The 23,349-nt window shown below is 68.7% G+C and carries 20 protein-coding genes; 10 read left to right on the top strand and 10 right to left on the bottom strand.

Annotation, left to right across the window (positions count from 1 at the left end; translation table 11 throughout):
- Positions 1-12: 12 nt before the first annotated feature.
- Positions 13-3,129: an efflux RND transporter permease subunit gene (locus Q664_RS24845; protein ID WP_043400614.1), complete on the top strand. Its 3,117-nt coding sequence runs from the start codon at positions 13-15 to the stop codon at positions 3,127-3,129.
- Between the two features lie 51 nt (positions 3,130-3,180).
- Positions 3,181-4,650 carry a TolC family protein gene (locus Q664_RS24850; protein ID WP_043400617.1) on the top strand — a complete coding sequence of 490 codons (1,470 nt, stop codon included), beginning with the start codon at positions 3,181-3,183 and terminating at the stop codon, positions 4,648-4,650.
- Between the two features lie 6 nt (positions 4,651-4,656).
- Here the strand turns inward: Q664_RS24850 and Q664_RS24855 are convergent, their stop codons facing one another.
- A complete protein-coding gene (locus Q664_RS24855) occupies positions 4,657-5,409 on the bottom strand; it encodes a hypothetical protein (protein WP_043400620.1) in 753 nt (250 codons plus the stop codon).
- Between the two features lie 35 nt (positions 5,410-5,444).
- Between Q664_RS24855 and Q664_RS24860 the strand changes: the two genes are divergently transcribed.
- Together Q664_RS24860 and Q664_RS24865 are read left to right on the top strand one after the other, a co-directional pair.
- The gene (locus Q664_RS24860) at positions 5,445-6,002 is read left to right on the top strand and encodes a DUF2378 family protein (RefSeq protein WP_043400623.1); all 558 of its coding nucleotides are present in this window, start codon (positions 5,445-5,447) and stop codon (positions 6,000-6,002) included.
- Positions 5,999-6,487, top strand: coding sequence for a hypothetical protein (locus Q664_RS24865; protein ID WP_043400626.1), 489 nt, complete (start codon positions 5,999-6,001; stop codon positions 6,485-6,487). Before Q664_RS24860 ends, Q664_RS24865 begins: the two co-directional genes overlap by 4 nt.
- A gap of 75 nt (positions 6,488-6,562) precedes the next feature.
- Here the strand turns inward: Q664_RS24865 and Q664_RS24870 are convergent, their stop codons facing one another.
- From Q664_RS24870 to Q664_RS24880, 3 genes are all read right to left on the bottom strand, one after another.
- Positions 6,563-7,135 carry an endonuclease dU gene (locus Q664_RS24870; protein WP_235216861.1) on the bottom strand — a complete coding sequence of 191 codons (573 nt, stop codon included), beginning with the start codon at positions 7,133-7,135 and terminating at the stop codon, positions 6,563-6,565.
- 61 nt (positions 7,136-7,196) lie between these two features.
- Complete coding sequence (locus Q664_RS24875; protein ID WP_043400630.1) at positions 7,197-7,400, bottom strand: cold-shock protein; 204 nt, start codon at positions 7,398-7,400, stop codon at positions 7,197-7,199.
- Between the two features lie 120 nt (positions 7,401-7,520).
- Positions 7,521-8,435 (bottom strand): fatty acid desaturase family protein, encoded by a 915-nt coding sequence (locus tag Q664_RS24880; protein WP_084610347.1) that lies wholly within the window; start codon positions 8,433-8,435, stop codon positions 7,521-7,523.
- A 199-nt stretch (positions 8,436-8,634) separates the two neighbouring features.
- Here Q664_RS24880 and Q664_RS24885 point away from each other — a divergent pair, with 199 nt between their 5' ends.
- Entirely contained in the window at positions 8,635-8,955 is a 321-nt protein-coding gene (locus Q664_RS24885; RefSeq protein ID WP_043400635.1) for a transcriptional regulator, read from the top strand.
- Positions 8,956-9,048: 93 nt separating this feature from the next.
- Here the strand turns inward: Q664_RS24885 and Q664_RS24890 are convergent, their stop codons facing one another.
- The 3 genes from Q664_RS24890 to Q664_RS24900 all read right to left on the bottom strand — a co-directional run bounded on the left by Q664_RS24890 (position 9,049) and on the right by Q664_RS24900 (position 13,844).
- Entirely contained in the window at positions 9,049-11,556 is a 2,508-nt protein-coding gene (locus Q664_RS24890) for a sodium-translocating pyrophosphatase (protein WP_043400638.1), read from the bottom strand.
- 372 nt (positions 11,557-11,928) lie between these two features.
- Positions 11,929-12,438 carry a hypothetical protein gene (locus Q664_RS24895; protein ID WP_043400640.1) on the bottom strand — a complete coding sequence of 170 codons (510 nt, stop codon included), beginning with the start codon at positions 12,436-12,438 and terminating at the stop codon, positions 11,929-11,931.
- Positions 12,439-12,503: 65 nt separating this feature from the next.
- The gene (locus Q664_RS24900) at positions 12,504-13,844 is read right to left on the bottom strand and encodes a short-chain fatty acid transporter (RefSeq protein ID WP_043400643.1); all 1,341 of its coding nucleotides are present in this window, start codon (positions 13,842-13,844) and stop codon (positions 12,504-12,506) included.
- Between the two features lie 196 nt (positions 13,845-14,040).
- Here Q664_RS24900 and Q664_RS24905 point away from each other — a divergent pair, with 196 nt between their 5' ends.
- The 5 genes from Q664_RS24905 (at position 14,041) to Q664_RS24925 (ending at position 20,572) form a co-directional block, all read left to right on the top strand.
- Positions 14,041-14,373 (top strand): type II toxin-antitoxin system RelE family toxin, encoded by a 333-nt coding sequence (locus Q664_RS24905; protein ID WP_043400646.1) that lies wholly within the window; start codon positions 14,041-14,043, stop codon positions 14,371-14,373.
- 517 nt (positions 14,374-14,890) lie between these two features.
- Entirely contained in the window at positions 14,891-16,774 is a 1,884-nt protein-coding gene (locus tag Q664_RS24910) for a protein kinase domain-containing protein (RefSeq protein WP_043400650.1), read from the top strand.
- Positions 16,775-16,787: 13 nt separating this feature from the next.
- Complete coding sequence (locus Q664_RS24915; RefSeq protein ID WP_043400688.1) at positions 16,788-18,098, top strand: ABC1 kinase family protein; 1,311 nt, start codon at positions 16,788-16,790, stop codon at positions 18,096-18,098.
- A 146-nt stretch (positions 18,099-18,244) separates the two neighbouring features.
- Complete coding sequence (locus Q664_RS52615) at positions 18,245-19,807, top strand: Tox-REase-5 domain-containing protein (RefSeq protein ID WP_084610348.1); 1,563 nt, start codon at positions 18,245-18,247, stop codon at positions 19,805-19,807.
- A 12-nt stretch (positions 19,808-19,819) separates the two neighbouring features.
- Positions 19,820-20,572 (top strand): Imm52 family immunity protein, encoded by a 753-nt coding sequence (locus tag Q664_RS24925; RefSeq protein ID WP_043400653.1) that lies wholly within the window; start codon positions 19,820-19,822, stop codon positions 20,570-20,572.
- Between the two features lie 114 nt (positions 20,573-20,686).
- On the opposite strand, the gene Q664_RS24930 is transcribed toward Q664_RS24925, so the two are convergent.
- The 3 genes from Q664_RS24930 to Q664_RS24940 all read right to left on the bottom strand — a co-directional run bounded on the left by Q664_RS24930 (position 20,687) and on the right by Q664_RS24940 (position 23,189).
- The gene (locus Q664_RS24930) at positions 20,687-21,232 is read right to left on the bottom strand and encodes a DUF2381 family protein (protein ID WP_084610349.1); all 546 of its coding nucleotides are present in this window, start codon (positions 21,230-21,232) and stop codon (positions 20,687-20,689) included.
- An 86-nt stretch (positions 21,233-21,318) separates the two neighbouring features.
- On the bottom strand, positions 21,319-22,074 hold the full coding sequence (locus tag Q664_RS24935) for a DUF5953 family protein (RefSeq protein WP_043400695.1): 756 nt from the start codon (positions 22,072-22,074) through the stop codon (positions 21,319-21,321).
- Positions 22,074-23,189 (bottom strand): DUF6310 domain-containing protein, encoded by a 1,116-nt coding sequence (locus Q664_RS24940; protein WP_235216862.1) that lies wholly within the window; start codon positions 23,187-23,189, stop codon positions 22,074-22,076. Before Q664_RS24940 ends, Q664_RS24935 begins: the two co-directional genes overlap by 1 nt.
- Positions 23,190-23,349: the final 160 nt, after the last annotated feature.

Below are 23,349 nucleotides of genomic sequence, written 5' to 3' on the forward strand. Positions count from 1 at the left end.
GGGCGTCCCCCCATGCTCCTCAGCGACGTCTCCATTCGCCGGCCGGTCTTCACGGCCATGATGTCCCTCTGCCTCATCGTCCTCGGAGTGATGGGGTACACCCGGCTGGGGACCGATCTCTTCCCCGACATCTCCATCCCGGTGGTGGTGGTCAACACCATCTACAAGGGCGCGGGCCCGGGTGAGATCGAGACCCAGATCATCAAGCCCGTCGAGGATGCCGTCGCCGGCATCAGCGGCGTGGACAAGATCCACTCCTTCAGCCGCGAGAACGTGGGCACGGTCATCGTCCAGTTCAAGCTGTCGGCCAACCTGGACCGGTCGGTGCAGGAGGTGCGCGACAAGGTCTCGGGCATCACCAACAAGCTGCCGCAGGAGGCGGATGTGCCGGTGGTGGGCCGCGTGGACATCTCCGCGGTGCCCGTCCTCACCTATGCGGCGAGCGCGGAAGTGGACTCGCGCGCGGTGCGCAAGATCATCGAGGACAAGCTCAAGCCGGCGCTGGCGCAGATGGAGGGCGTGGCGGACGTGCGCATCAACGGCGGTGACGTGCGTGAAATCCAGGTGGACGTGGACCTGGACAAGGCGCGCGCGGTGGGCGTGTCGGTGATGGACATCGGCCAGCGCATCGGCCAGGAGAACCTGGACCTGCCGGCGGGCCGGTTGCAGTTGGGGCCCACCGAGCTGACGGTGCGCTCGCTGGGTCAGTTCAAGAGCGTGGACGAGCTGCGCCAGCTCCCGGTGGCCCAGAGCCGCACGGGCACGCAGGTGCGGCTGGAGGAGATCGCCACCATCACCGACGGCGCGGCCGAGCGGCGCACCACGGCGCGCCTCAATAGCAATGACGCCGTCATCCTCGAGGTCATCAAGCAGCCCGGCTCCAACACCGTGGCGGTGAGCGACGCGGTGAAGAAGGCCATGGACACCGTGGTGCCCACCCTGGGCCACGGTTTCCAAACCCGGCTGCTCATCGACCAGTCGGTGGACATCCGCGAGAACGCCCACGAGGTGTGGGTCGCGCTCCTCTTCGGTGGCGCGATGGCGGTGCTCATCATCCTGATGTTCCTGTTGGATCCTCGCGGCACCTTCATCTCCTCGCTGGCGCTGCCCACCTCCGTCATCGGCACGTTCTTCGTGATGTACGCGCTGGGCTACTCGCTCAACCAGATGACGCTGCTGGCGCTGTCGCTGGCCATCGGTCTGCTCATCGACGACGCGGTGGTGGTGCGCGAGGCCATCACCCACCGCCTGGAGAATGGCGAGGATCCGGTGAGCGCGGCCTCCAACGGCACCAAGGACGTGGGTCTGGCGGTGCTCGCCACCACGTTCGCCCTGGTGGCGGTGTTCGTCCCGGTGGCCTTCATGCCCGGCATGGTGGGCCAGTTCCTCCAGCAATTCGGCATCACCATCTCGGTGGCGGTGCTCATCTCGCTCTTCATCTCCTTCACGTTGGACCCGATGCTGTCCGCGCGCCTGGCGAAGCAGCGGCAGGCCGGTGAGCACCACCAGGAGAACGCGGTGGCCAGCGCCATCCGCCGCTTCCTGGACGGCAGCGAGCGCGTCTACTCGAACATCCTGCGCTGGGTGCTCGACCACAAGTGGCTCACCACGGGCATCACCGTGCTGGTGATGGTGGCGTCCTTCGGGGCCGCCAGCCGTCTGGGCATGGAGTTCATTTCGGCCGAGGACCGCTCGCAGTTCATCGTGCAGCTCATCCTGCCCGATGCCTCCAGCCTGGATCAGACCGCCACGCGCGTGGCGGAGGCCGAGAAGGTCCTCAAGGGCATGCCCGAGGTGACGGACATCTACTCCATCGTTGGTGACAACGGCGACGTGAACAAGGCGCGCCTCCGGGTCATCGTCACCAACAAGCAGTCGCGTCAGCGGGGCATCCAGGCCATCAAGGAAGAGGCGCGTGCGCTCCTCAGCCCGGCACTGCCCGCCACCCGCATCAACCTGCAGGACCTGCCCATCATCGACGGCCTGGGTGGCGACTTCTATCCCATCATGATTCGCATCACCGGCCCGGACCTGGGGAAGATCCACGAGGAGTCCGAGCGCATCGCGCAGATTCTCCGGGACATCCCGGGCACGGCGGACGTGCGCGTGGACTACAACCCGCCCAAGCCGGAGCTGGCCATCGAGGTGGACCGGGCGCGCGCCAAGGACCTGGGCGTGAGCGCCGCGGCCATCGCCCTGCAGATGCGCATGGCCATCGGCGGTGACGTGGCCGCCAAGCTGCGCGAGGGCGTCGACGAGACGGACATCCGCGTGCGGCTGAGCGAGCGCGACCGCGCCACCCCCGAGCGTGTGCGGCAGATCATGATCGCCACGCCCAAGGGGCTCGTCCCGGTGACGGACGTGGCGAAGGTGGAGCTGCGCGACGGGCCGAGCGTCATCGAGCACGAGAACCGTCAGCGGCAGCTCGCCATCTACTCGCAGCTCAATGGCGCCGCCCTGGGTGACGTGGCGGCGCAGCTCAAGCAGAAGATCGCCGAGAAGCCGCTCGCCCCGGGCTACTCGCTCATCTACGACGGGCAGATCAAGATGATGTCCGAGCAGAACGACGCCTTCGCCACCGCCTTCCTGCTGGCCTTCGTCTTCATCTACATGGTGCTCGCCAGCCAGTTCGAGTCCTTCAAGCACCCCTTCACCATCATGGTGTCGCTGCCGCTGGCGCTCGTGGGCGCGCTGCTGGGTCTCGTCTTCGGCGGCTACCACGTGTCCATGGGCGCGATGATCGGCATCATCCTGCTGATGGGCCTGGTGACGAAGAACGCCATCCTCCTGGTGGACGGCGCGCTGCAGTACCTGCGCGAGGGCGCCACGGTGGACGAGGCGCTCATGAAGGCGGGTCCGCGCCGGCTGCGTCCCATCCTCATGACGAGCGCCGCCATGGCCATCGGCATGGTGCCCACCGCCATCGGCGAGGGCGTGGGCTCCGAGTTCCGCGCCCCCATGGCCATCGCCGTCATCGGCGGCGTCATCACCTCCACCTTCCTCACGCTGCTGGTGGTGCCGGTGGTGTTCGCGGCCATGGAGCGCATCGGCTTCTCCAAACGCCCCCAGAAGAAGGACGAGGGCCTGCCCATCCCCGTCCCGGAGTCCCAGGAGCAGCGCGCCGCCTGAGCGGTCCGGGCGCTGCCCCTCTCCCCATCCTCCTTCGCTTTGTCCCTGCCCATGTTCATCCGAATCGCCGCCGGGTCCGCCCGGCGCCCCCTGTCGCTCGTCCTCCTCGCCGCTCTCTCCCCGCTCGGTGCGCTCGCCCAGGCGCCCGCGGACGCCCCGCGCGCCTTGGGGCAGGCTCCCGCCGCGCAGCCCGCGACGGTGGGGGCTCCCGCTCCCGGTGCGCAGCGCACCGTGACGCTGCACGAGGCGCTCTCCCTGGCCGCGGTGCAGAGCCCGGACGTGGCCGCCGCACGCGCCCAGTCCGCCGTGGCCGCCGCCGGTGTCCGCCGCGCCTGGACGGCCTGGCAGCCCGAGCTGACGGTCGGCGCCCAGTACGTCCACGCCAGCGCCGAGGCCCAGCTCGACCTCGGCAGCTTCGTCGGGCTGGTGGCCGGCGTGTTCCAGCTCCTGCCCGTCAACCCGCAGCTCGTCCCGGAGCCCGTCGTCATCACGGCGAGGAACTCGCAGTACGCGACGGCGCAGATCTCCCAGCCCCTCTTCACCCCGGCGGGCGTCTTCCTGCTCGGCCCGGCGAAGGCGGGCGCGGAGGCGGCGGAGCTGGGCGCCCTGGAGGCGCGCGAGCAGGTACTGCTGGCGGTGGCCCGCACCTACCTGGGGCTCCAGGGCATCCAGCAGTTGATGGACGCGGCGCGGGAGGCCGAGTCCGTGGCCCTCCAGCGCGAGGGCGAGGCGAAGGCGCAGCTCGGCGCGGGCATGACGGTGGAGGCGGCGCTGCTGCGTGCCCAGTCGGAGACGGCCCAGGCCCGCGTGCAGCTCGCGCAGCTCTCCGGCCAGTACGCTCAACTGGTGGCGCTCCTGGGCGCGCTGGTGGGCGAGCCGGTGCAGCCCGCTCCGTTCGAGGCCACGGGGGGCCCCCAGTGGCTCACCCCCTCCGAGGACCAGAGCCCCTGGGAGGACACGTACGCGGTGCGCTCGGCCTCGCTGGCGGTGAAGGCCAACGAGGGCAAGGTGACGTACGACCTCTTCTCGTGGCTGCCGAGCGTGGTGGCCCAGGCCCGCGGCCTCTACAACTCCAACGCCGGCTTCACCGGGCAGAACACCACCTACGAGATCTCCGTCGCGGCCTCCATGCCGCTGTACGACCGCGGGCAGCGCTACGCGGCGCTGGCGGAGGACCGGGCCCGGCTGGCGCAGGCGAAGGCGCAGTACGAGTCGGCGCGCGCCCGTGCCCACGCCAACTGGGTGGCGGCCCGGGCCAACATCCAGGCCGCCGAGGCCGCGCTGGCCCAGGCCGAGTCCCAGGCGCAGCTCGCGGCCCGGGTGCAGAAGCAGGTGGCGGCGGCCTTCCGGGCCGGCATGTCCACCAGCCTGGAGATGTCGGACGCGGACACGCGGCGCTTCCTCGCCGCCAGCGCCGCGGCCCAGGCCCGCGCCACGCTGGAAATCCGCCGCGTGGAGCTGGCCGGTGCCGCGGGCCGCATCGCCGCCTCGCTCGAGCAGGCGGAGCAGGGCAAGCCGTAGGGCCGCTCAGTCGGGGTAGAGCGAGTCCATCGAGTCCAGCACGGCCGAGAGCAGTCTCTTTCCCTCGGCCGTGTCCGGACACAGCCCGCCCCAGGCGAGCGTGAGGTTGGACCCCACCTGTTTGTAGAGCATCCGCCCGCGCATCCGCACCGGCTCGTAGCTCTGCCGTCCGCCGGCCATGAAGTCGCCGTGGGGCAGGCCGAAGACGGCGTAGTAGCGCAGGTCCGGCGACACGGCGTCCCGCAGGTAGTGCAGCCCGCTGGGGATGGTGGCCGCCACGTCCAGCACGTGCCACGAGCGGTGCCGGCCCGGCGTCACCTCCTCGGCGCGGAAGCACATGCGCGGCGGCGGGCACCCGAGCGCACCGGCGGTGAGCCAGTTGTAGTCCAGCTCCGGCACCTGCATCATCTCGGGGATGTTGGGGCTGCCGTCCGCGTGGAAGCCCCACGCGCTCCCGTCCGGCTCGTACGAGCGCAGTCCGTAGGCCCCGTAGAACACGTTGTACCAGGGGCTGTGCGGGTTGTAGTACTCGGAGCACCCCGTCGCTTCCGCGAAGTCTCCGATGGTGAACACCACCACCAGGTCGAAGGAGCGCCGCGTCTCGCGGGCCATGAAGGGCTCGTGCGCCACCGCCCCGATGGAGCCCGGCAGCGAGGGCACCGGGGTGGGGATGTTGGCGGCGGCCATGAAGTTGTCCCCCCCACCCGGGAGGGGGGTGGCGCGCATGGCCAGCGTCGCAAGCTCTTTTTGCAGTCCCATGAAGTGTTTCTCCCGTCCGCGCTAGACTCTCCGGCATGCCGGAGCGGCTCGTCTACGAACATACCGTCGAGGGGCTCTTCGTGAAGGGTCTCGCCAGGCGCATTTCACCTGCCGTGAAACAGCAGCTGCGCCAGGCCGGGCTGGACCTGGACTGCAAGCTGCTGCCCGCCTACTCCTTCGACACCTGGGCCCGGTGCGTGGCCATCGTCGCCGAAGCGCTCTACCCCAACGAGCTCCAGTCCGTGGCCTACCAGTGGCTGGGCGCGCGGATGGTGGAGGGCTACCGGGAGACCTTCACCGGGCGCCTGATGTTCCGCGTCCTCCAGCTGCTCGGCCCCCAGCGCCTGGTGGCTCGCACCGAGCAGAACTTCCGCTCGGGCAACAACTACACCGAGGTCCGCCACACGGATATCGCCGCCAACGTGGTGGAGCTGTGTGTGAACGAGCCCGGGCCCACCCGCTATGTCGTCCAGGGCGCCATGCTCGAGACGCTGCGCGCCGCCCGCCCTGGAGACCTGGGCGTGCGCGTGGACCTGATCGACTTCACCGCCGAGAGCGTCACCTTCCGTGTCTCCTGGACGGAGGGGGCGTGAGCCCTGGCGCACCCGAGGGCCCGGCGCTGCTCGCGGTGGACCTCGGGTTGCGCTCCGGGCTGGCGCTGTATGCCCCGGATGGGCGGTTGCGCTGGTACCGCTCGCAGAACTTCGGCAGCCAGTCCCGGTTGAAGCGCGCCGTGCCCTCCGTGTTGCATTCGGCTGGGATGCTCGCGTGGTTGGTATTGGAGGGCGGCGGGCCCATCGCCGAGGTGTGGGAGCGAGAGGCGTTGCGGCGTGCGCTCCCCGTGCTCCGTGTGTCCGCTCAGGACTGGCGCGCACGGCTTCTTTACGCCCGCGAGCAGCGCTCCGGTGGGCTGGCCAAGGATGCCGCCGATGGGCTCGCTCGCCGCGTGATTGAGTGGTCCGGGGCCCCGCGGCCCACGTCTCTCAGGCATGACGCGGCGGAGGCGGTGTTGCTCGGGCTGTGGGCTTGTCTGGAGGTGGGGTGGTTGGAACAGGTCCCCCCCGAGGTCCGCCGGTAGGGGCACGGTGGGGAGCTCGGGGCGCGTGGCACCCTCACCCCGTCCCTCTCCCGGAGGGCGAGGGGAGGTTGGGACTCAGGCCCGCTTGGAGCTCTCTCCCGTGATCACCGCCGAGCCAATCAGGTGCGCCAATCGCAGGGCCTCCGGCACGTTTCCCCGGTCCGTCAGGCGCTTCAGGGCCTCGGCCACCCACTCCGGCTCCGCTCCCTGCACCTGGAACGTGAAGCCTCCCAGTTGATGGATGGGGCCCGCTCGCTTCAGCAGCTCCAGCCGCCGCTCCGGTCTCGGCAGGTGACGCAATGCGCGCTCCATCGCCTCCAGGTCCGGCAACCGCCTCATCACCGAGACACACGGCTTGCCCAGCGTCCCCGCCAGCCTCGGCAGGTCCACCACGTTGAAGCCCCCGAAGGCGATGCCGTCCAGCAGCACCAGGTGCAGCTGCGGCAGGAACTTGCCCCCCACCAGCAGCCGGCACACCTCGTCCGTCGCCGTCCACCCGTCCTTGCGCACCCCTCCCCAGACGAGCCCCTCGAAGCGCGTTCCCGCGCACACCACGCCCACCAGCGGCACCCTCGCTCCCGGGCGCTTCGTGAAGGGCGCATCATCGAAGCCCGCGACTCGGGGTAGGGGCGGCAGTCTCATGGCCATGAAAAAGAAAGAGCCCGACCCCAGGCGAGGTCAGGCTCCAGGCCTCGTCCGGGTTGGCGGACTAGGCGGCGCGAACGTTCTGGGCCTGCAGGCCCTTGGGGCCCTTCGTCACCTCGAACTCCACGCGCTGGCCCTCGGCCAGGGTGCGGAAGCCATCCATGTTGATGGCCGTGTGGTGGCAGAACACGTCCTCGCCACCGCCGTCCTGCGTGATGAATCCGAAGCCCTTCGCGTCATTGAACCACTTGACAGTGCCAGTTGCCATGAACCGTTCTTCTTTCGTTACAAGGCGGAACATGCCGCCTTTTCGGCTCGGACTTGAGCCGGGGTTGAAGGCGTAGTCCTTCTATTCCTAAATGTCGAGAGGGTACATCCCTCGAAGTGTTCAGGTTCGAGCAGCGTTGATGCCCGATTCCAGTGCGTCCACCTCCTCGGACGTCAGCTGCACGGACTCGCCCGAGGGTGGATCGAAGGGCGCGCGGCCAATCTGCTTCGTGCCGAGGCTGGGGAAGAAGGGCGCCAGCAGGTAGTTGCGGATGCACCAGCCGAAGAAGCTGCTCTGGACGAGCTCCGGGTTGATGTTCGGGGCAATCTTGGCGTGCAGCTCGGGCAGGGTGCTCCAGTGCGCGCCCGCCATCTCGTGGTGGGCCGTGTGCAGGCCGTTGTTGAAGAGGAAGAAGTTGATGAGCTTGCCGTCGAAGCTGCGCGAGTGGTCATGCTCGCTCCAGGGGTCCGTGTGGACGTGCTGGATGTAGTTGAAGAACATGATGGTCCACAGCGCGAAGAGCGCCGGGATGAGGAAGGCGAACGTCCAGACCTTGAAGCCCAGGGCCGGCCCGTGCATCGCGATGGCCACGCCCAGCAGCGCCAGATGCGCGCCCGCCCACACCACGTACTGCAGGATGATCTGCCGGTAGAGCGCGGGGTTGGAGCGGCGCGCCTTGGCGATGTACTGCTTGATGGGATCGCTCTGCCAGTAGGAGGAGACGAAGAAGTACGTGAAGGCCACCAGCCAGTTGTTCTTGTTGGTGTGGCGCCAGGTGATGGTGGCGTCGCCGGCCTTGTTCACCAGCTTGTGGTGGTTGAGGTTGTGCGTGGGCACCCAGGCGAAGGTGGGGTAGCCGTAGAAGTGGGAGATCCACAGGCCCATCAGCGTGTTGAGACGCCGGTTCTTGAAGGTGGGGCAGTGGTTGTGGTTGTGCGCGATGACTCCGGCGGCCAGGGCCAGATAGCAACCGAGCGGGCTGAGGTACGGAATGAGCTCGGGCCGTGCGTACTGCGCCAGGGCGACGACCGGCATGAAGAGACACCAGAGGAGGGTTCGGTAGTCGGCTGCGTAGCGAGGGGTCATGGTTGTCCCGGGGCTATAAACCGGCCCAGTATGGGACAGCCAGAACCGTTTCCGGAAGCGGCGAGACTCGCGCTGTCCGAGCAGGCATGCGCCGGCGAACGCCTCGGCGGCTGAGAATGACTACTCTCGACGTGGGAGGTCGTGGCCGATGAGTCCCAGCCCTGTTCCCCAACCCCGGGCCGCCACGGTGCGTGGCGCGCTGGAGGCCGAGCTGTCCTCGGCGCCGGAGACGGGCCTCACCGCGAAGGAGCTCTCCGCGCGGGTGGGCATCTCCGAGAAGGACGTGGCCGGGCACCTGGAGCACCTGGAGAAGTCCCTGCGCGCCGGTGGCGCCGCGCTCGAGGTGATTCCCTCCGAGTGTCTCGCCTGTGGCTTCGTCTTCAAGGAGCGCAAGCGCCTCACGCGTCCCGGCTCCTGCCCCGAGTGCCGCTCCACTCGCATCGACCCGCCCGCGTTCCGCATCCGCTGAGTGCCTGACTCGCGGAGCCCGCAAAAGCGAAGCGGCGGGAAGCCCGAGGCTCCCCGCCGCTCATGTCACGTCAGCCCGTGGGGGCTGGAATGACTAGGCCGGCTTCACGCCCGGCTTGCTCTCACCGGCGATGGCGGCCATCGGGGTCTCGATGCGCATGCCGTAGAACGAGCGGTACACGAACACCATCGAGGCGACGAAGAAGGCGCCCGCGAGCACCGTGGTGAGGGTGCGCTGACCGGACGCGGCCAGCTCCACCGCCAGCTCCACGGCGAGCAGGCCGAAGAGGGTGGTGAACTTGATGACCGGGTTGAGCGCCACGGACGAGGTGTCCTTGAACGGGTCGCCCACCGTGTCGCCCACGACCGTGGCCGCGTGCAGGTCCGTGCCCTTGGCCTTCAGCTCCGTCTCCACCAGCTTCTTGGCGTTGTCCCACGCGCCACCGGCGTTCGCCATGAAGACGGCCTGGTAGAGGCCGAAGATGGCGATGGAGATGAGGTAGCCCACGAAGAAGTACGGCTCGAGGAACGCGAAGGCCAGGGTGCTGAAGAACACACCCAGGAAGATGTTGAGCATGCCCTTCTGCGCGTACTGGGTGCAGATCTCCACCACGCGCTTGGAGTCCTCCACGCTCGCCTTCTCCACGCCCTCCAGCTTGATGTTGGCCTTGATGAACTCCACCGCGCGGTAGGCGCCGGTGGACACGGCCTGCATCGACGCGCCGGAGAACCAGTAGATGACCGCGCCGCCCGTCACCAGGCCCAGCAGGAACGGGGCGTGCAGCAGCGACAGGTTGGCCGCGTTGGCGGCGTTGAGCGAGCGGAAGCCGTCAGCGCCCACGGTGATGCCCACCAGGATGACGATGATGGAGAAGATCATCGTGGTGGCGCCCACCACGGCGGTGCCGATGAGCACCGGCTTGGCGGTGGCCTTGAAGGTGTTGCCCGCGCCGTCGTTCTCCTCGAGGTACTCCTTGCCCTTCTCGAAGTCCGGCGTGAAGCCGAAGTCCTTCTGGACCTCCTCCTTCACGTTGGGGACGTTCTCGATGAGGGACAGCTCGTACACGCTCTGCGCGTTGTCCGTCACCGGGCCGTACGAGTCCACCGCGATGGTCACCGGGCCCATGCCCAGGAAGCCGAAGGCCACCAGACCGAAGGCGAACACCGCCGGGGCGATCATCAGCGTGTTGGGGATGTCCAGGCTGAAGAAGTAGGCGCCGCCCATCAGCGCCGCGATGATGATGCCCATCCAGTAGCCGGAGAAGTTACCGGCGACCAGGCCCGAGATGACGTTGAGGGACGCACCACCCTCGCGGGAGGCCGTGACGACCTCGCGCACGTGGCGGCTCTCCGTGGAGGTGAAGACCTTGATGGCCTCGGGGATGATGGCGCCGGCCAGGGTGCCGCAGGTGATGATGGCCGACATCTTCCACCACAGCGTGGTGTCACCCGCCAGGTCGGGGATGAGCAGGTAGGAGACCAGGAACGTCAGCGCCACGGACACGATGGACGTCAGCCACACCAGGAACGTGAGCGGGTGCTCGAAGTTCATGTGGTCCGCGTTCTTGTACTTGCCGCCCTGGATGATGCCGTTGATGCCGTAGGAGCCCAGCGAGGCCAGCACCATCACGATGCGCATCATGAAGATCCAGACGAGCAGCTGGACCTGGAAGGCGGGCGGAACGGCCAGGAGGATGAAGGTGATGAGCGCCACGCCCGTCACGCCGTAGGTCTCGAAGCCGTCGGCCGAGGGGCCCACCGAGTCACCGGCGTTGTCACCGGTGCAGTCGGCGATCACGCCCGGGTTGCGCGCGTCGTCTTCCTTGATCTTGAAGACGATCTTCATCAGGTCCGAGCCGATGTCGGCGATCTTCGTGAAGATACCGCCGGCGATGCGGAGCACCGAGGCGCCCAGGGACTCGCCGATGGCGAAGCCGATGAAGCAGGGGCCGGCGAAGTCAGCGGGGACGAACAGGAGGATGATGAGCATCAGCAGGAGCTCGGTGGAGATGAGCACCATGCCGATGGACATACCGGCCTGCAGGGGGATGGCGTAGGTGGGGTACGGCTTGCCACGCAGCGACGCGAAGGCGGTGCGGCTGTTGGCGAAGGTGTTCACCCGGATGCCGAACCAGGCCACGCCGTAGCTGCCGGCGATGCCGACGAGGCTGAACACCAGGATGGTGACGACCTTGACGGGCGCCATGTGCTGCAGGAAGCCGAAGTACACCACCATCACGGCGCCGATGAGCGCCTCGAGGATGAGGATGAACTTGCCCTGGGTGACGAGGTACGTCTTGCAGGTCTCGTAGATGAGCTCGGAGATCTCGAGCATCGACTTGTGGACCGGCAGGTTGCGCAGGGCCGTGTACTGCATGAAGCCGAAGGCGAGGCCGAAGATGGAGACGGCGATGCCGGCCATCAGCAGGGCGCGGCCGTTGAGACCGCCGACGAAGGAGACGCTGCTGAAGTCAGGGAGGACGAGGTCCGCTTCGCTGGCGCGGGCGGTGCCGGAGGCCAGCACGGCCAGGAGTCCGAGGACCCTGACTGCGGTGCCGGTGACGCTCGCGCGGAGAGCGTCCATCCGTGAAGTGGGGTTCATGGGGTTCAACTCCTCAAAAGCTCATCATCTGTGGCGGGCGGCGCTCTCGGCCTCCGCTCGCCGGGAAGAAGAGGGGGTGTCGAGGGGTTGGCCGCCTGCGGGCGGGGGGTCCGCACGCCGACGCTTCAGCACAGCCTCGCCCTTCAGGGCCAGAGAGCACGCCTGAAGGCGGCCCGCGTGTACCACGGCCCCGGTGCGGAAGTCGAATTCCGGGTTCAGCCCTCTCCCTCTGGGAGAGGGGCGGGGTGAGGGTGTTGCACCCTGTTCCTCTCGTGCTGAACCTTATCCCACAGGTAAGGTCATCTTCTCGCTGAAGACCCTCACCCCCAACCCTCTCCCAGAGGGAGAGGGAGGACGTCGAGGGAGTGCGTCTCAGAGCACCTTCACCTTGATGCTCTTGAGCTCCTGATCGCCGCGGAGAACGGTGACGGTCCACTCGCCGGCCTTGTTCAGGCGCACGCCGGTCCACTGGCGGGAGCGCCAGCCCTCGCCCTTGATCTTCACGTCCTTGGTCTCGCGGACCACGTTGCCCTGCTTCACCTGGATCATCAGATCCTCGATGGTGTCGCCCTGGGGAACCAGGTAGGACTGCCACAGCATGACGTTGGTGCCGGCCTTGACGGAGTCCGGGTTGGCCTCGGCGATGCACTCGAACTTGTTGGGGCCCTCCTTGGCCACCTCGGTGCACAGCTTGGCGTCCACGAGCACGGGGCCCTGGCCCTGGCCCTTGTAGAAGTACTCCCAGGTGCTCTTCACCGCGTCGGCGGACGGGGCCTTCACGGGCTCCTGGGCCGGGGCGCTCTCCACCGCGTCCTGGGCCATCGCCACGCCACTGAACGCCACCACCGCGCACATCGCCAGCTTCTTCAGATTGCCTGCCATGGTGTCTCCCCCTCGATGGGCTGAAAGGGGCCAGCCCTCGCGGCCGGCCCGCTGGGGGCGAGTGTCTACCACAGGAAGAAGGCGAGGGTGACGAGCGGCAGGTACACGAAGAAGGCCACCAGCAGGAAGCCGAGGATGTCCTTGAAGTCGAGCCGCGCCACCGCGAGCAGGGGCAGGGCCCAGAAGGGCTGGATGAGGTCGGTGGCCATGTCTCCCCAGGCGTACGCGAGCACCACCTTCTCCGGCGCCACCCCGAGCGTCCGGGCCGCCTCCAGCAGATAGGGCGCCTCGATGGCCCACTTGGAGCCGCCCGAGGGCACGAAGTAGTTCACCACGCCGCTGTACAGGTAGACGATGGCGGGGAACGTCTGCTGGGTGGAGAGCGAGACGAAGAGCTGGCCGATGCGCTCGGTGAGGCCGGTGGCCTTGAAGATGCCGTAGATGCCCGCGTAGAGCGGGAACTGGAGCACGATGCCGTGCAGCACGCTGGCGGCCTCCTCGCTGGCCTTGAGCAGCCGCGCGGGCGTGCCGTGCAGCAGCACCGCCAGCGTGAGGAAGAGGAAGTTCACCACGTTGAGGTTGATGGCCTTCCAGCCGCCGTGCAGCCACAGGTGGCGCCCGAACCAGAGCAGGCCCAGCGCGCCGAAGACGACGTTGAGCAGCGGCGAGAAGTCCATCCACACCGCGGCGCTCTTCTCGCGCGGACGCACGGGCGGCTCGAAGTCCTTCAGTTGCTCCAGGATGGCCGGGTCCACCCGCACCGCCGCCCCGGGCCGCGGGTGCAGCGCCCAGGCCAGCAGCGTGAGGCCGCCCACCACCGCCACGGTGAGCCCGAGGTTGAAGGGGGAGAAGAGCGTGCGGTCGATGGGGATGAGGCCGAGCTGCTTCTCCAGGAAGTGGCCGGGGGTGGCCACCAGCAGCGGAGCCGAGGCGGACAGGCCCGCGTGCCACGTGGCGCCCAGGCCGAAGTACGCGCAGGCCACCAGCAGCCGGTAGTCCACGTCCGGTTGTCTCCGCACCACGAAGCGCACCAGCATGGCGCTCGCCACCAGGGACAGGCCCCAGTTGATGTAGGCCAGCCCCATGGACACCGAGGCCATGAGCACCACCGCGCTCCGGGGGCCGCGCGCCAGTCCCGCCAGGTGCTCCAGCACCGCCCTCACCGGCCGCGTGAGCGCCAGCAGGTACCCGGTGAACATCACCAGCGCCATCTGCATGGAGAAGGTGAGCAGCTCCCAGAAGCCTCCCCCCCATGCGTCCACCACCTTCCCCGGCGGCGCGTCCGCCCAACCCGTCGCCAGCCCCATGGTGAGCAGTGACAGCAGCACCGCGATGGCGAACGAGCTGGGCACGAAGCGCGCGGAGAAGCGTCCGAGGGCCTCCGCGATGCGAACGAGTGTTTCCACGGCGGCGCATCTGAACACGGAGCAGCACGCCTTCCGAGAAATCCGGCACGCCCTCCCCGCGCCGCGGCGGCCTTCCCCGTGACCACTGGCGCACGTTTCGGGCGCTCCAAGTGTCCGGTGTCGAGCGGAATGGACCCATGGGACGGCCCCACATGTCAGGGAATGCGCAGCCCCCCACTTGGCGGACGCAAGTGCAATGGCCATCTGCCCCCCCATGGCCTACCGCGTCCATATCCCCGTGGAGCTGTGGAGCACCTTGAAAGCGCTTCCACCCGCCCTCGTCGAACGCGTCCACCGGCGCATCGACGACATCGCCCAGCTGGCCGAGGTGGCTCCACCTCTCAACCCGCTCTGGTTCAAGCTCGGCGCCACCGATCGGCCCTTGCTGCGCTGCATCGTGGACGGCTACGCCCTGCTCTACGAGGTCGACGAGTCCTGCCGCACCGTCTCCGTGCTCGACGTCGAGCGGGAGGAGAGCGAGCTGGCTTCCCTCTCCTCTGACCTCGTGGCCGCCAGCGGCCGTCACTGACGCGGCTTTCCTCCGTTGTACACCCTCGCCCCCGCGGGAGAGGGGATGTGGATTCACCTGGTGCGCAGGACGCCGTACGCCGTCATCGCTCCCTCTCGGCGATGATGCCCCGCACCCAGACTCTTCCCCGCCATCCTCGGTGCCCGCCGCGCGGCCCTTCCGGACGTGCTCACCGCTTCGCGCTCCTCGCGCCGGGGCGGGAGGACCCTCCGGTGCCGGGCTCGCGAAAGTTGTCCAACTGTTGGACAAGTTCGTGAAGCGTGTGCCCCGAGCGGGCTCCGCGCAGCGGCAGTGGATCATTCAGAGGTGGACTGGAAACAGGCGGCGCGGCGGTAGAAGTTTCAGCCCCGTCGTGGTGCTTTTTACAGGCCTCCGACGAGTTGCCTGTACCAGGGAATGAGGGGATGCGCGCCGATAGTGTCCTACAGGCAGGGCACTTCAACCACTTCGCGACGCAGCAGGTGTGCGGACCCTCGTCGGTGGCGACGGCACGAAGCTGGCATGGCTTTGGGGTGCCGTGGAACCCGACTCCCGCCCGAACTGCGCCTGCCACACTCCGCACACGGAGCTGGCGGAGTGCCCCACCGTCGTGCGGCCTCCCGAGGCCCGCGCGTCGGCCCAGGTGACCCTGCCGCCCTGGGGCGAGCGGGGCGAGAGGCTCGTGGGTCAGCGCTTCGGCAGCTTCATGGCGCTGCGCGAGCTGGGGCGCGGTGGCATGGGCACGGTGTTGCTCGCCGAACACGTCCTCATTCCCAAGCGCGTCGCGGTGAAGGTGCTCCACCGCCACCTCGCCGAAGAGCCGGAGCTCGTCTCCCGCTTCCTCGCCGAGGCGCGGGCCATGAGCCTGGTGCAGCACGAGAACGTCGTCACCGTGTACGACCTCGACACGCGCGACGGGCGCCCCTACTTCGTCATGGAGTACCTGGAGGGCCAGAGCCTCGCCGCCTTCGCTCGCGGGCCCCTCGAGCCGGCGCTGGCCGTGGAGCTGCTCGCCCAGGTGTGCGAAGCGCTCGGGGCCGCCCATGCCCGTGGCATCGTCCACCGCGACCTCAAGCCCGCCAATGTCTTCCTCGTGCCGGGCAACCACGGGCGCCACCGGGCGAAGCTGCTCGACTTCGGTATCGCCAAGCGGCTCGTCCGGCTGGAGGGGGAGACGCCCACCCGCACCGGCGTGCTCATGGGCACGCCCGAGTTCATGGCCCCCGAGCAGTGTGGCGGCAAGGACGTGGACGCGCGCACGGACCTCTACGCGGTGGGGGTGCTGGGCTACCTGCTGCTCACCGGCACCACGCCTTTCACCGGCAGCAACGCCGCCGAAATCCTCGTGGCCCACCTGCAGCAGACGCCGCGCCCGCCGCATGAGGTGCGCCCGGGGATTCCGCCCTCGCTGTCCGCGGTGCTGCTGCGCGCGCTCGCCAAGCGGCCCGAGGCGCGCTACGCCACCGCCGCCGAGCTGCGCTCCGCCCTGGAGGCCTCCATCACCCCGGCGCGCACGCCCGCGCCGCTGCCCACGGCCGGCTTCTTCGCGCGTGTGCCGGTGCATGGCTCGCTGGGCATGCGCGAGTACCCGTGTGAGCGCGTGGGCCGCACCGGCCTCTTCGTGCGTACCGGTGACGAGCCACCTCCCGTCCTCGCGGACGTGTCGCTGCTGCTGCGGCTGCCCGGAGGCGAGCTGCCCTGCACCGGCAAGGTGGTGGGCCACGTGACGGCCGAGCAGGCCCGGGCGTGGAACATGGTGCCAGGCTTTGGCGTGGAGCTACGCGATGCCACCGCCGCCTTCCAGCAGACCTTCGCCCAGCTGCTCGCGGGGGAGAAGCCCCCGGAGCCCACGCCGCCCGCCGCGCCCCAGGACGACGCTCGTGCCGAGCCCCTCCTGCGCGAGTTCCGCCAGCGGCTGTCCGGAGACCATTACACGGTGCTGCGCGTGCCCCGGGACGCCGACGCCGACATGGTGCGCACCAGTGCACGGGACGCACGCAACCGGCTGGAGCCCCTGCTCACGCTTCCCCTGTCTCCCGGCCAGCGGGCCCTGGTGCAGCGGGCGCTCGGCAAGGTGGCCGAGGCGCTCCTCGTGCTCGGCCACCTGGAGCGGCGCGTGGAGTACGACGCGGAGCTGCGCAACCTGGACGGCGTGGTACGCTGCCTAGCCGCTGGCCTCACCGTCACCGCTCTGGAGACGTGCCGCCGGCGCTTCCTCGCCCGCCACCCGGAGACGGAAGGGCACTCGGTGTTGCACCTGGCTTCCGGGGAGGCCTTCCGCTCCGCTGGCCGCCTGCCCGAGGCCCTCTCCGCCTACGAGGCCGCCCTCCGGGTGGATCCGCTTCACCTCGAAGCCCTCAAACGCTGGCACGCCCTCCGGGTGAGGATGCGTGGACATGCGGCCCCCGCGCCCCCCCGTTAGTATGGGCGCGCCCATGGCCTCCGACCCCTTCGACTCCGACGACACGCTTCCCACTCAGGGGCGGTTCAACCGCTTCCGCAAGCTGGCCGGACTCTCCGCTCAAATCAGCGCGGACGTGCTCAAGAGTGGGGCGAAACGGCTGGCCGGTCAGGAGCCGGAGTTCCTGAGCAAGGCCGCCGCGGAGAAGCTCGTCTCCACGCTGGGAGAGCTCAAGGGCGCGGCCATGAAGCTGGGCCAGGCGGTGTCCATGGACACGGAGCTGCTCAGCCCCGAGGTGCGCCAGGTCATCGCCCGCCTGCAGAACGAGGCGCCGCCCATGCCGTGGGAGGTGGTGGCTCGTGTCCTTCGCGAGGAGCTCGGGGATGCTCCGGAGGCGCTCTTCCGCGAGTTCGAGCCGAAGCCGCTCGCCGCCGCCTCGTTGGGCCAGGTGCACCGCGCCGTGCTGCACGACGGCCGCGAGGTGGCGGTGAAGGTGCAATACCCCGGCATCGCCGAGACGCTCAGCGGCGACATGGACAACCTGGGCCTGGTGGTGAAGACCGTCTCGAAGGCCTCGCGCCTCACGGATGGCACCGCCTACTTCCAGGAGTTGCGCGAGGAGATGTTGCTGGAGACGGACTACCTGCGCGAGGCCGCGCTGTGTACCTCCTTCGCCCGTGGCGCGGCGCGCCTGCCGGACCTGAAGGTGCCCGAGGTCATCACCGAGCGCACCACCCGGCGCGTGCTCACCCTGGAGCTGCTCCGGGGCCGTCCCTTGAAGGACTGGGTGGTGTCCGGGCCCTCGGTGGAGGAGCGCTTCCGCGTGGCGCGCCAGCTCATCCTCGCCATCTACGGGCCCTTCTTCCTCAATGGGGAGCTGCAGGCGGATCCGCACCCGGGCAACTTCATGGTGCTGGAGGACGGGCGGCTGGGGGTGCTCGACTTCGGCTCCATCAAGCGCTTCAGCCCGCGCTTCGTGGACGCCAACCGGCGCATGTTCCTGCACGCGGTGCGGCTCGAGTCCATGGATGTGATGGGATTGAGCCGCGAGGTGGGCTTCACCTCGGAGCTGCCGGACGCGGAGGCGGCGCCGCTCATCCAGGAGGTGCTGCACATCGCGGGGCGGCCCATGCGCACCACGCCGTACGACTACGCCACGTGCCAGATTCCGCGGGACATGAAGCTGCACTTCGCGCGCAACGCCGCCCGCTTCCTGAAGATCCGTCCGCCCGCCGAGGCGGTGATGTTCTTCCGCTCGACGGGAGGACTGGCGCAGAACCTGAAGCTGATTGGGGCTCGGGGCGACTTCCGTGGCGTCTTCCTGGAGGTCGCTTCGCTGCTGTGAGCGGATATCCCCTCTCCCTTTGGGAGAGGGTCGGGGTGAGGGTCTTCCCGCTCTGGATTGCCGACCCGATGACTTGACCTCTCCCATGACATCTCCCTGAACTCCAGGGTGTCACTGTCAGCCCATGCGGCTGGGGGAGGTGGGGCATGTCCACTCGTCGTGCTGGCGCGCTCTGTCCGGACGCGCGGCTGTTTCAAGCTTTGGCTCTGGCTGTGCTCCTCGGCGGGTGCGCCACGGGTCATCCGCGCGCGAGCCTGACGAGCGGTTTCGGGCTCCACTCGCGACCCACCTCGCTCCGTGACGGTGCCGGACCCCGGCAACCCACTTCCACTCTTGGAGAGGCGGAGGGCGCCGCGGGCGGCTTCCCCGAGCAGAAGGCGGACCTCTTCCAGGTGCTGCAGGAGGTCAGTGGCCTCGGAGAGGACGCTCGGCACCCGGTGGGCGCGGCGCTCTACGTGGAGCAGGCGCGCCAACTCCTGGGCCGGTTGGCCAAGACGCCCGTGACACAGCGGAGCTTCGCTCCGCGCCAGGCGCTGTTCTGGCTGCTGCGCGAGGCGCTCGAGGGCCGTGAGCGCGTGGAATACGCCGACTTGAAGTGGCGCGCCGAGCGCTTCGGGCTGCTGGTGATGGTGCGTCCGGACGGCTACCTGGTGGCCGCACTCGACGGCACGCCACTTCAACGCCAGGGCCCACTGGAACTCGTGGAAGGGGAGTGGAGGGTGGGCCGCCTCGTGGTGGGCGGCTTCTACTTCTCACACGGAGGTATCTTCTATCCGGTCACCGAGGCCCTGCGGCGCGCGGACAGCTCACCCCTGGCGGAACTGGGGCTGGGGAGGGACCCGCTCAACGCCGCGCTCGATGGAGCCCAGGATGCGCTGGCGGAGATGACGCTGGCGCTGGCGCACGCCGTGCTCCACCCCATTCGCACGCTGGAGGACCTGGGGCAGTTGCCCACCACGGTGGCGTACCTCATCGCCACCTCGCCCGAGTACTTCGCGCGCTACGGGGCCATGTCGCGGGAGGACCAGATACGCGAGGCGGCGCGCTTGTCCACGCACCTGCTCATGTTGCTCGGGGGCGCGAGGGCCACGGTGGGACGAATGGGCGGGCTGGGGGCGGAGCTGCCAGGGCTATCACTCACAGCCAGGGGAGAGTTGGTGCTCGGCGAAACCGTGGTGGCGGGCACGGCGAGCACGGTGGGCGTGGACCTGGGTGCCTTCTCCATCCTCCACATGGCGGGGAAGAGCCGGGGCAGCAACACCGGCGGTGCGCGCGGAAAGGCGGGGAAGGCGTCTCAGACGGCTCCGGCGAGGGGCCCTGGCAGGTGGACGTACAAGAAGCCCACCAACGAGTCCAAGCGCTCCCAGGACTACCAGGAGCAGGTGACGGGGCGGCCCGCGTGGTGGGTGTACATGATTGGGAAAGTGGAGTTCGACGGCATCAAGCTGGGTGAACTGCTGGAGGCCAAGGGCCCCGGCTACTGCTCCTTCTTCGAGGCGGATGGCTTGCCCAAGCCCTGGTTCGAGGCGTCCGGCGGGTTCAAGGAACTAATGGAGCAAGCCAGGAAACAATCGGAGGCGGCCCGGCAGTTGGGACTGCCGGTGAGCTGGCACGTCGCCGATGCCAAGGTGGCGGAGTTCCTTCGCGCAACCTTCAAGAAAGAAGGCTGGAAGAACATCACCGTCCAACACACGCGGTCCGTGCAGTAGAAAGGAGTACGCATGCGAGAGGATGATGAGGACTACTATGTCGGGGCGTACTGGGGCCCGCGCAAGGAGACAGCGCTGGAGTGTGCGCGGCGCGCGGAGCTCTTCTTCCACATGCTGGCGCGGTGTGACGCGTCATTCGCCCAGTGGTATGGGGCGGGCCGTGGCTTCCCCCGTGAGCTGCCAGGTTGGCCTGTCCGCCCGGAGATGAAGGAATTGGAAACATTCCTCCTCAAGGGGAGGAGCCGTACGGATGTTGGCAAGGAGGTCATTGAGAGGCTGGGCTTCAGCCAGATGGTGTGGAACGCCAAGAGGGAGGCCACGAAGCTCCACCTGACTTGTGGCGGATACTCACCGTGGGGAGGGCCCAATCTGTGTCTGCTCAACCCCCCCCGGCAGGGCGCTGTCCGGGAACGGCTGCTGCGCGTGCCCGTGCTGGCCGAGGTGCTCACCAGCATGGTGACTGCGTGGGACCCCGACTACGCCATGGCCAGCTCCTCTCAGATGGTGGACTTCGTGGAAAAGGGCGGGTCCGAGGTGCGGATGGGCTGGCTGACCTACCTGTCGCGCCGTCTGGGCAACCTGCCGCCGTTGCCCGCGCCCGTGCGCATCGAGCCGGTGGGGACGCTGGGCTGGCTCCTCGTGCTCTCCCCCGAGCCCATGACGGCGAGCAACCCCGAGCACGTGGCGTTCACCGCTCGCGTCCGAGAGTTCCTCGACCGGGCAGGTCTCATCCAACGTCCGCAACCCGAGCCCGCGGCAGAGTGACACGAGCACGTGCTCGCCACTGTCGGAGCGGTTCATCCAAGAGGCGACGAAGCAGTTGGGGCACCGGACCGTGGTCCTCCGCGGAAAGCAGTGAGGCACACCCGCGGGCCCGCGTCAGGGGAAGGTGATGTTCCCCAGGGGGACGGTGCGCTGTTGTTCCGCGTCCCAGAGCGTGAGGGTATACGTGCCCCGGGCCTCCGCCCCCGTGGCCGGCACTTCCACTACCACACGGCCCCAGCTCGAGTTCCCGGTTCCCGGCGCGCTCGCGAGGATGGGCTCTGATTGCCAGAGTGGCAGTGGCTTCAATACCTCTCCCTTGGGACCTCGCAGCACCGCGCCCGCCGCCGTCCAGGCCACCGTGCCGGGGTTCCCAAGTTTCACCTCCAGCGCGACGCTGCCCCTGGCGCGGCAACCGCGGACGTCGCCCAATCTGAGTGCATTTCCCTTCGCCTCGGTGACTTTGTGCATCAGTCGCTCGCACGCAATGCCTGTCGTCGCCAGCAACTCCGAGGCGAACACGCCGCGCAGTCCGTCTGGCACGCCGCGCTCGGCGCGCAACCGCCGCACTTCCTCGCGCAGTCGCTGGTTCTCGTCCTGCGCCTCCCATGCCACCTCCTGGAAGTGCGTCACTGGGAGTGCCTGGCGCGTAAACGTGAAGATACAACTCGGCTCGACCGGTCATCATTCTAAACGCACCGCGACGACACCCCGGCTCCGAGGTCCCCTCGGGCCGGGGTTTTTCTTCCTCACGTCTCCGAGCGCCCACCAATATCCCGGAACCGCTCATAGGCTCGCTTGAGAGCCTCGAGGTGGGCGGGGTTGTCCACATCGAGCGGCGCCTCTGTGAGGCTCACCACCCACCCACCCGACGCCGTCCGCCGGGCCCGCGCCAGCAGCTCCTCATCGCGCGAGGGGTCCGGGAAGCCAATGGCCTCCGCAGCCGCCGCGGACCAGTAGTTGATCCACCCAAGGTACCTGGGGACCTTGGGCGAGCGGATGTTCCACGCAAGCTTGAGCATTGGCAGCCCAAGAGGTGGCCCGTCTGGGTTCCCGAGCTTCGGCCCTACCTGCGCCGCGATCACCAATCTCAGGGCGCCAGGCGCCACGGTTCCCCACTTGGCGCGCACGCCTTCCGCGACGTTCTCCAGCATGTCCATTGACACAGCGATAACGCGCTCGTCCTGCGGGACGTTCGCGTGGACGAGCAACTGTGCCTCACCACCTGGACTCGACCTCGCGCTCTCGTGGCGACCACCCATCGTCACCGGGTAGCTCTCGTCGCCGTTGCAAAGCAATCCGAACTTGCCACCCGCAGACGACTTGCCCAGCCACGCTCCGCGCTGAGGAACCGCGATGGGCCGCCCCGAGTCCGAGACCCGCCACGCGAGGCGCAACCCTGGCACTGCCCGCTCCATCCCCTCAACAGCCGCGAGCGGGCGCCCGTCGTCTCCGGTGAGCGCCGGCGCGAAGACGTGAAGATGCAACTCGGATCGAGCGGTCATCATTTGCACCCCGTGACGACGATATCAAAGTTGTCGTCCTCCTTTAGCAGCGCGGCCTTATGGGCTTCGCTGATTACCCCGACCCTGAAGGAATACCCACAGGCCTCTGCAATATCCCGGTACACCGTGAGCTCTTCAATCTCCCTATCGACCGTAATCTTCTTCAAGAAGTCGCTGTACTCATCGAAGTACTCGGCCTTGATCTCCCACAGCACTCGCACTCCCACCTGAAGCGCGTCGAAGCTCTTGCCGGCCACCTCGGCATCCTTCCCTGGCCAGCGGTTGGGCGGATACGAGTCGGCGCACCTGTTGTGGGCCTTGTTGCCACCCTTATGCAGCACCGGGATGGCCTCGCACTTGCGCTCGCGCTCCCTGTCGGTGGGCTCGGGGGCGGGCCCTGGCGGCCAGTCCTGTCCCTCTGGCTTCGACTTGGGACGACGCTTCTTCTTGAGCTCCGGCGGAGCGGGCTTCGTCTCTGTCACCGGCCGGACCTCCGGGACGGGCCGCGTCTCCGGCGCCGGCCGTGTCTCGGGCACAGGCAGCGTTGGCGGCGGCCGCACCTGGGGACGGCCCCGCTTCTCGTACGCCTCCAGCGCCTCTGAAATGGCGAAGCCCACCGCCACCACGCCCACGACGACCACCGCCCCCACGAGCAGCTCGGGACCCGCGAGGACACATCGCCCGATGCCCAAGGCCCCGGCGCCCGCGGAGGCGACCGAGCACCGTCCCGTAGTGTCCCTGAACCGCACCCGCTCGTGGTCGAGCGCGTAGTAGCACTGCTCCGCCAGGTCGGCCCATGACTGGCTCGCCGCCTCGACGACGCACCGGCCCCCGTCCGTCCAGGGCAGCTTGGCCGCGCGCCGGAGGTTGGTGACCACCAGGTCCTCGCGCGGCACCTCGGCCGCCGTCTGGGCACCACCCCCACGGCGCCAACTGCGCCTGCCGGTGAGCGTCCCCCCCATGGGGTAGCTCGTCGCGCACGCCGCCTGCAGGACGAGAACCGCCAGCACCAAGGCCCGCGAGACAAGCCAGGGCCTGCTGCGCGAAATCCGCCGGGCCTCGAGCTGCGTACCGCCGCCCTCCCCAACCGCCGACCTCGGGTCCTTCTTGAACATGGCGCTGGCCTCCCCCAGGAGCATCAGCCCTAAATGATAGGAGGCGGGACGGCCAACCATACAGAGCGCCCCCCCACGCGCCCTGGAGTGCGCCTCTCGCGCAGGCCTCCGCTCACTGAGGTGAGCCGCGACCGCCACTCCGTCTCCGCGGACTCGGGTG

The sequence above is a fragment of the Archangium violaceum Cb vi76 genome (genome assembly GCF_000733295.1).
GTDB lineage: Bacteria > Myxococcota > Myxococcia > Myxococcales > Myxococcaceae > Archangium > Archangium violaceum.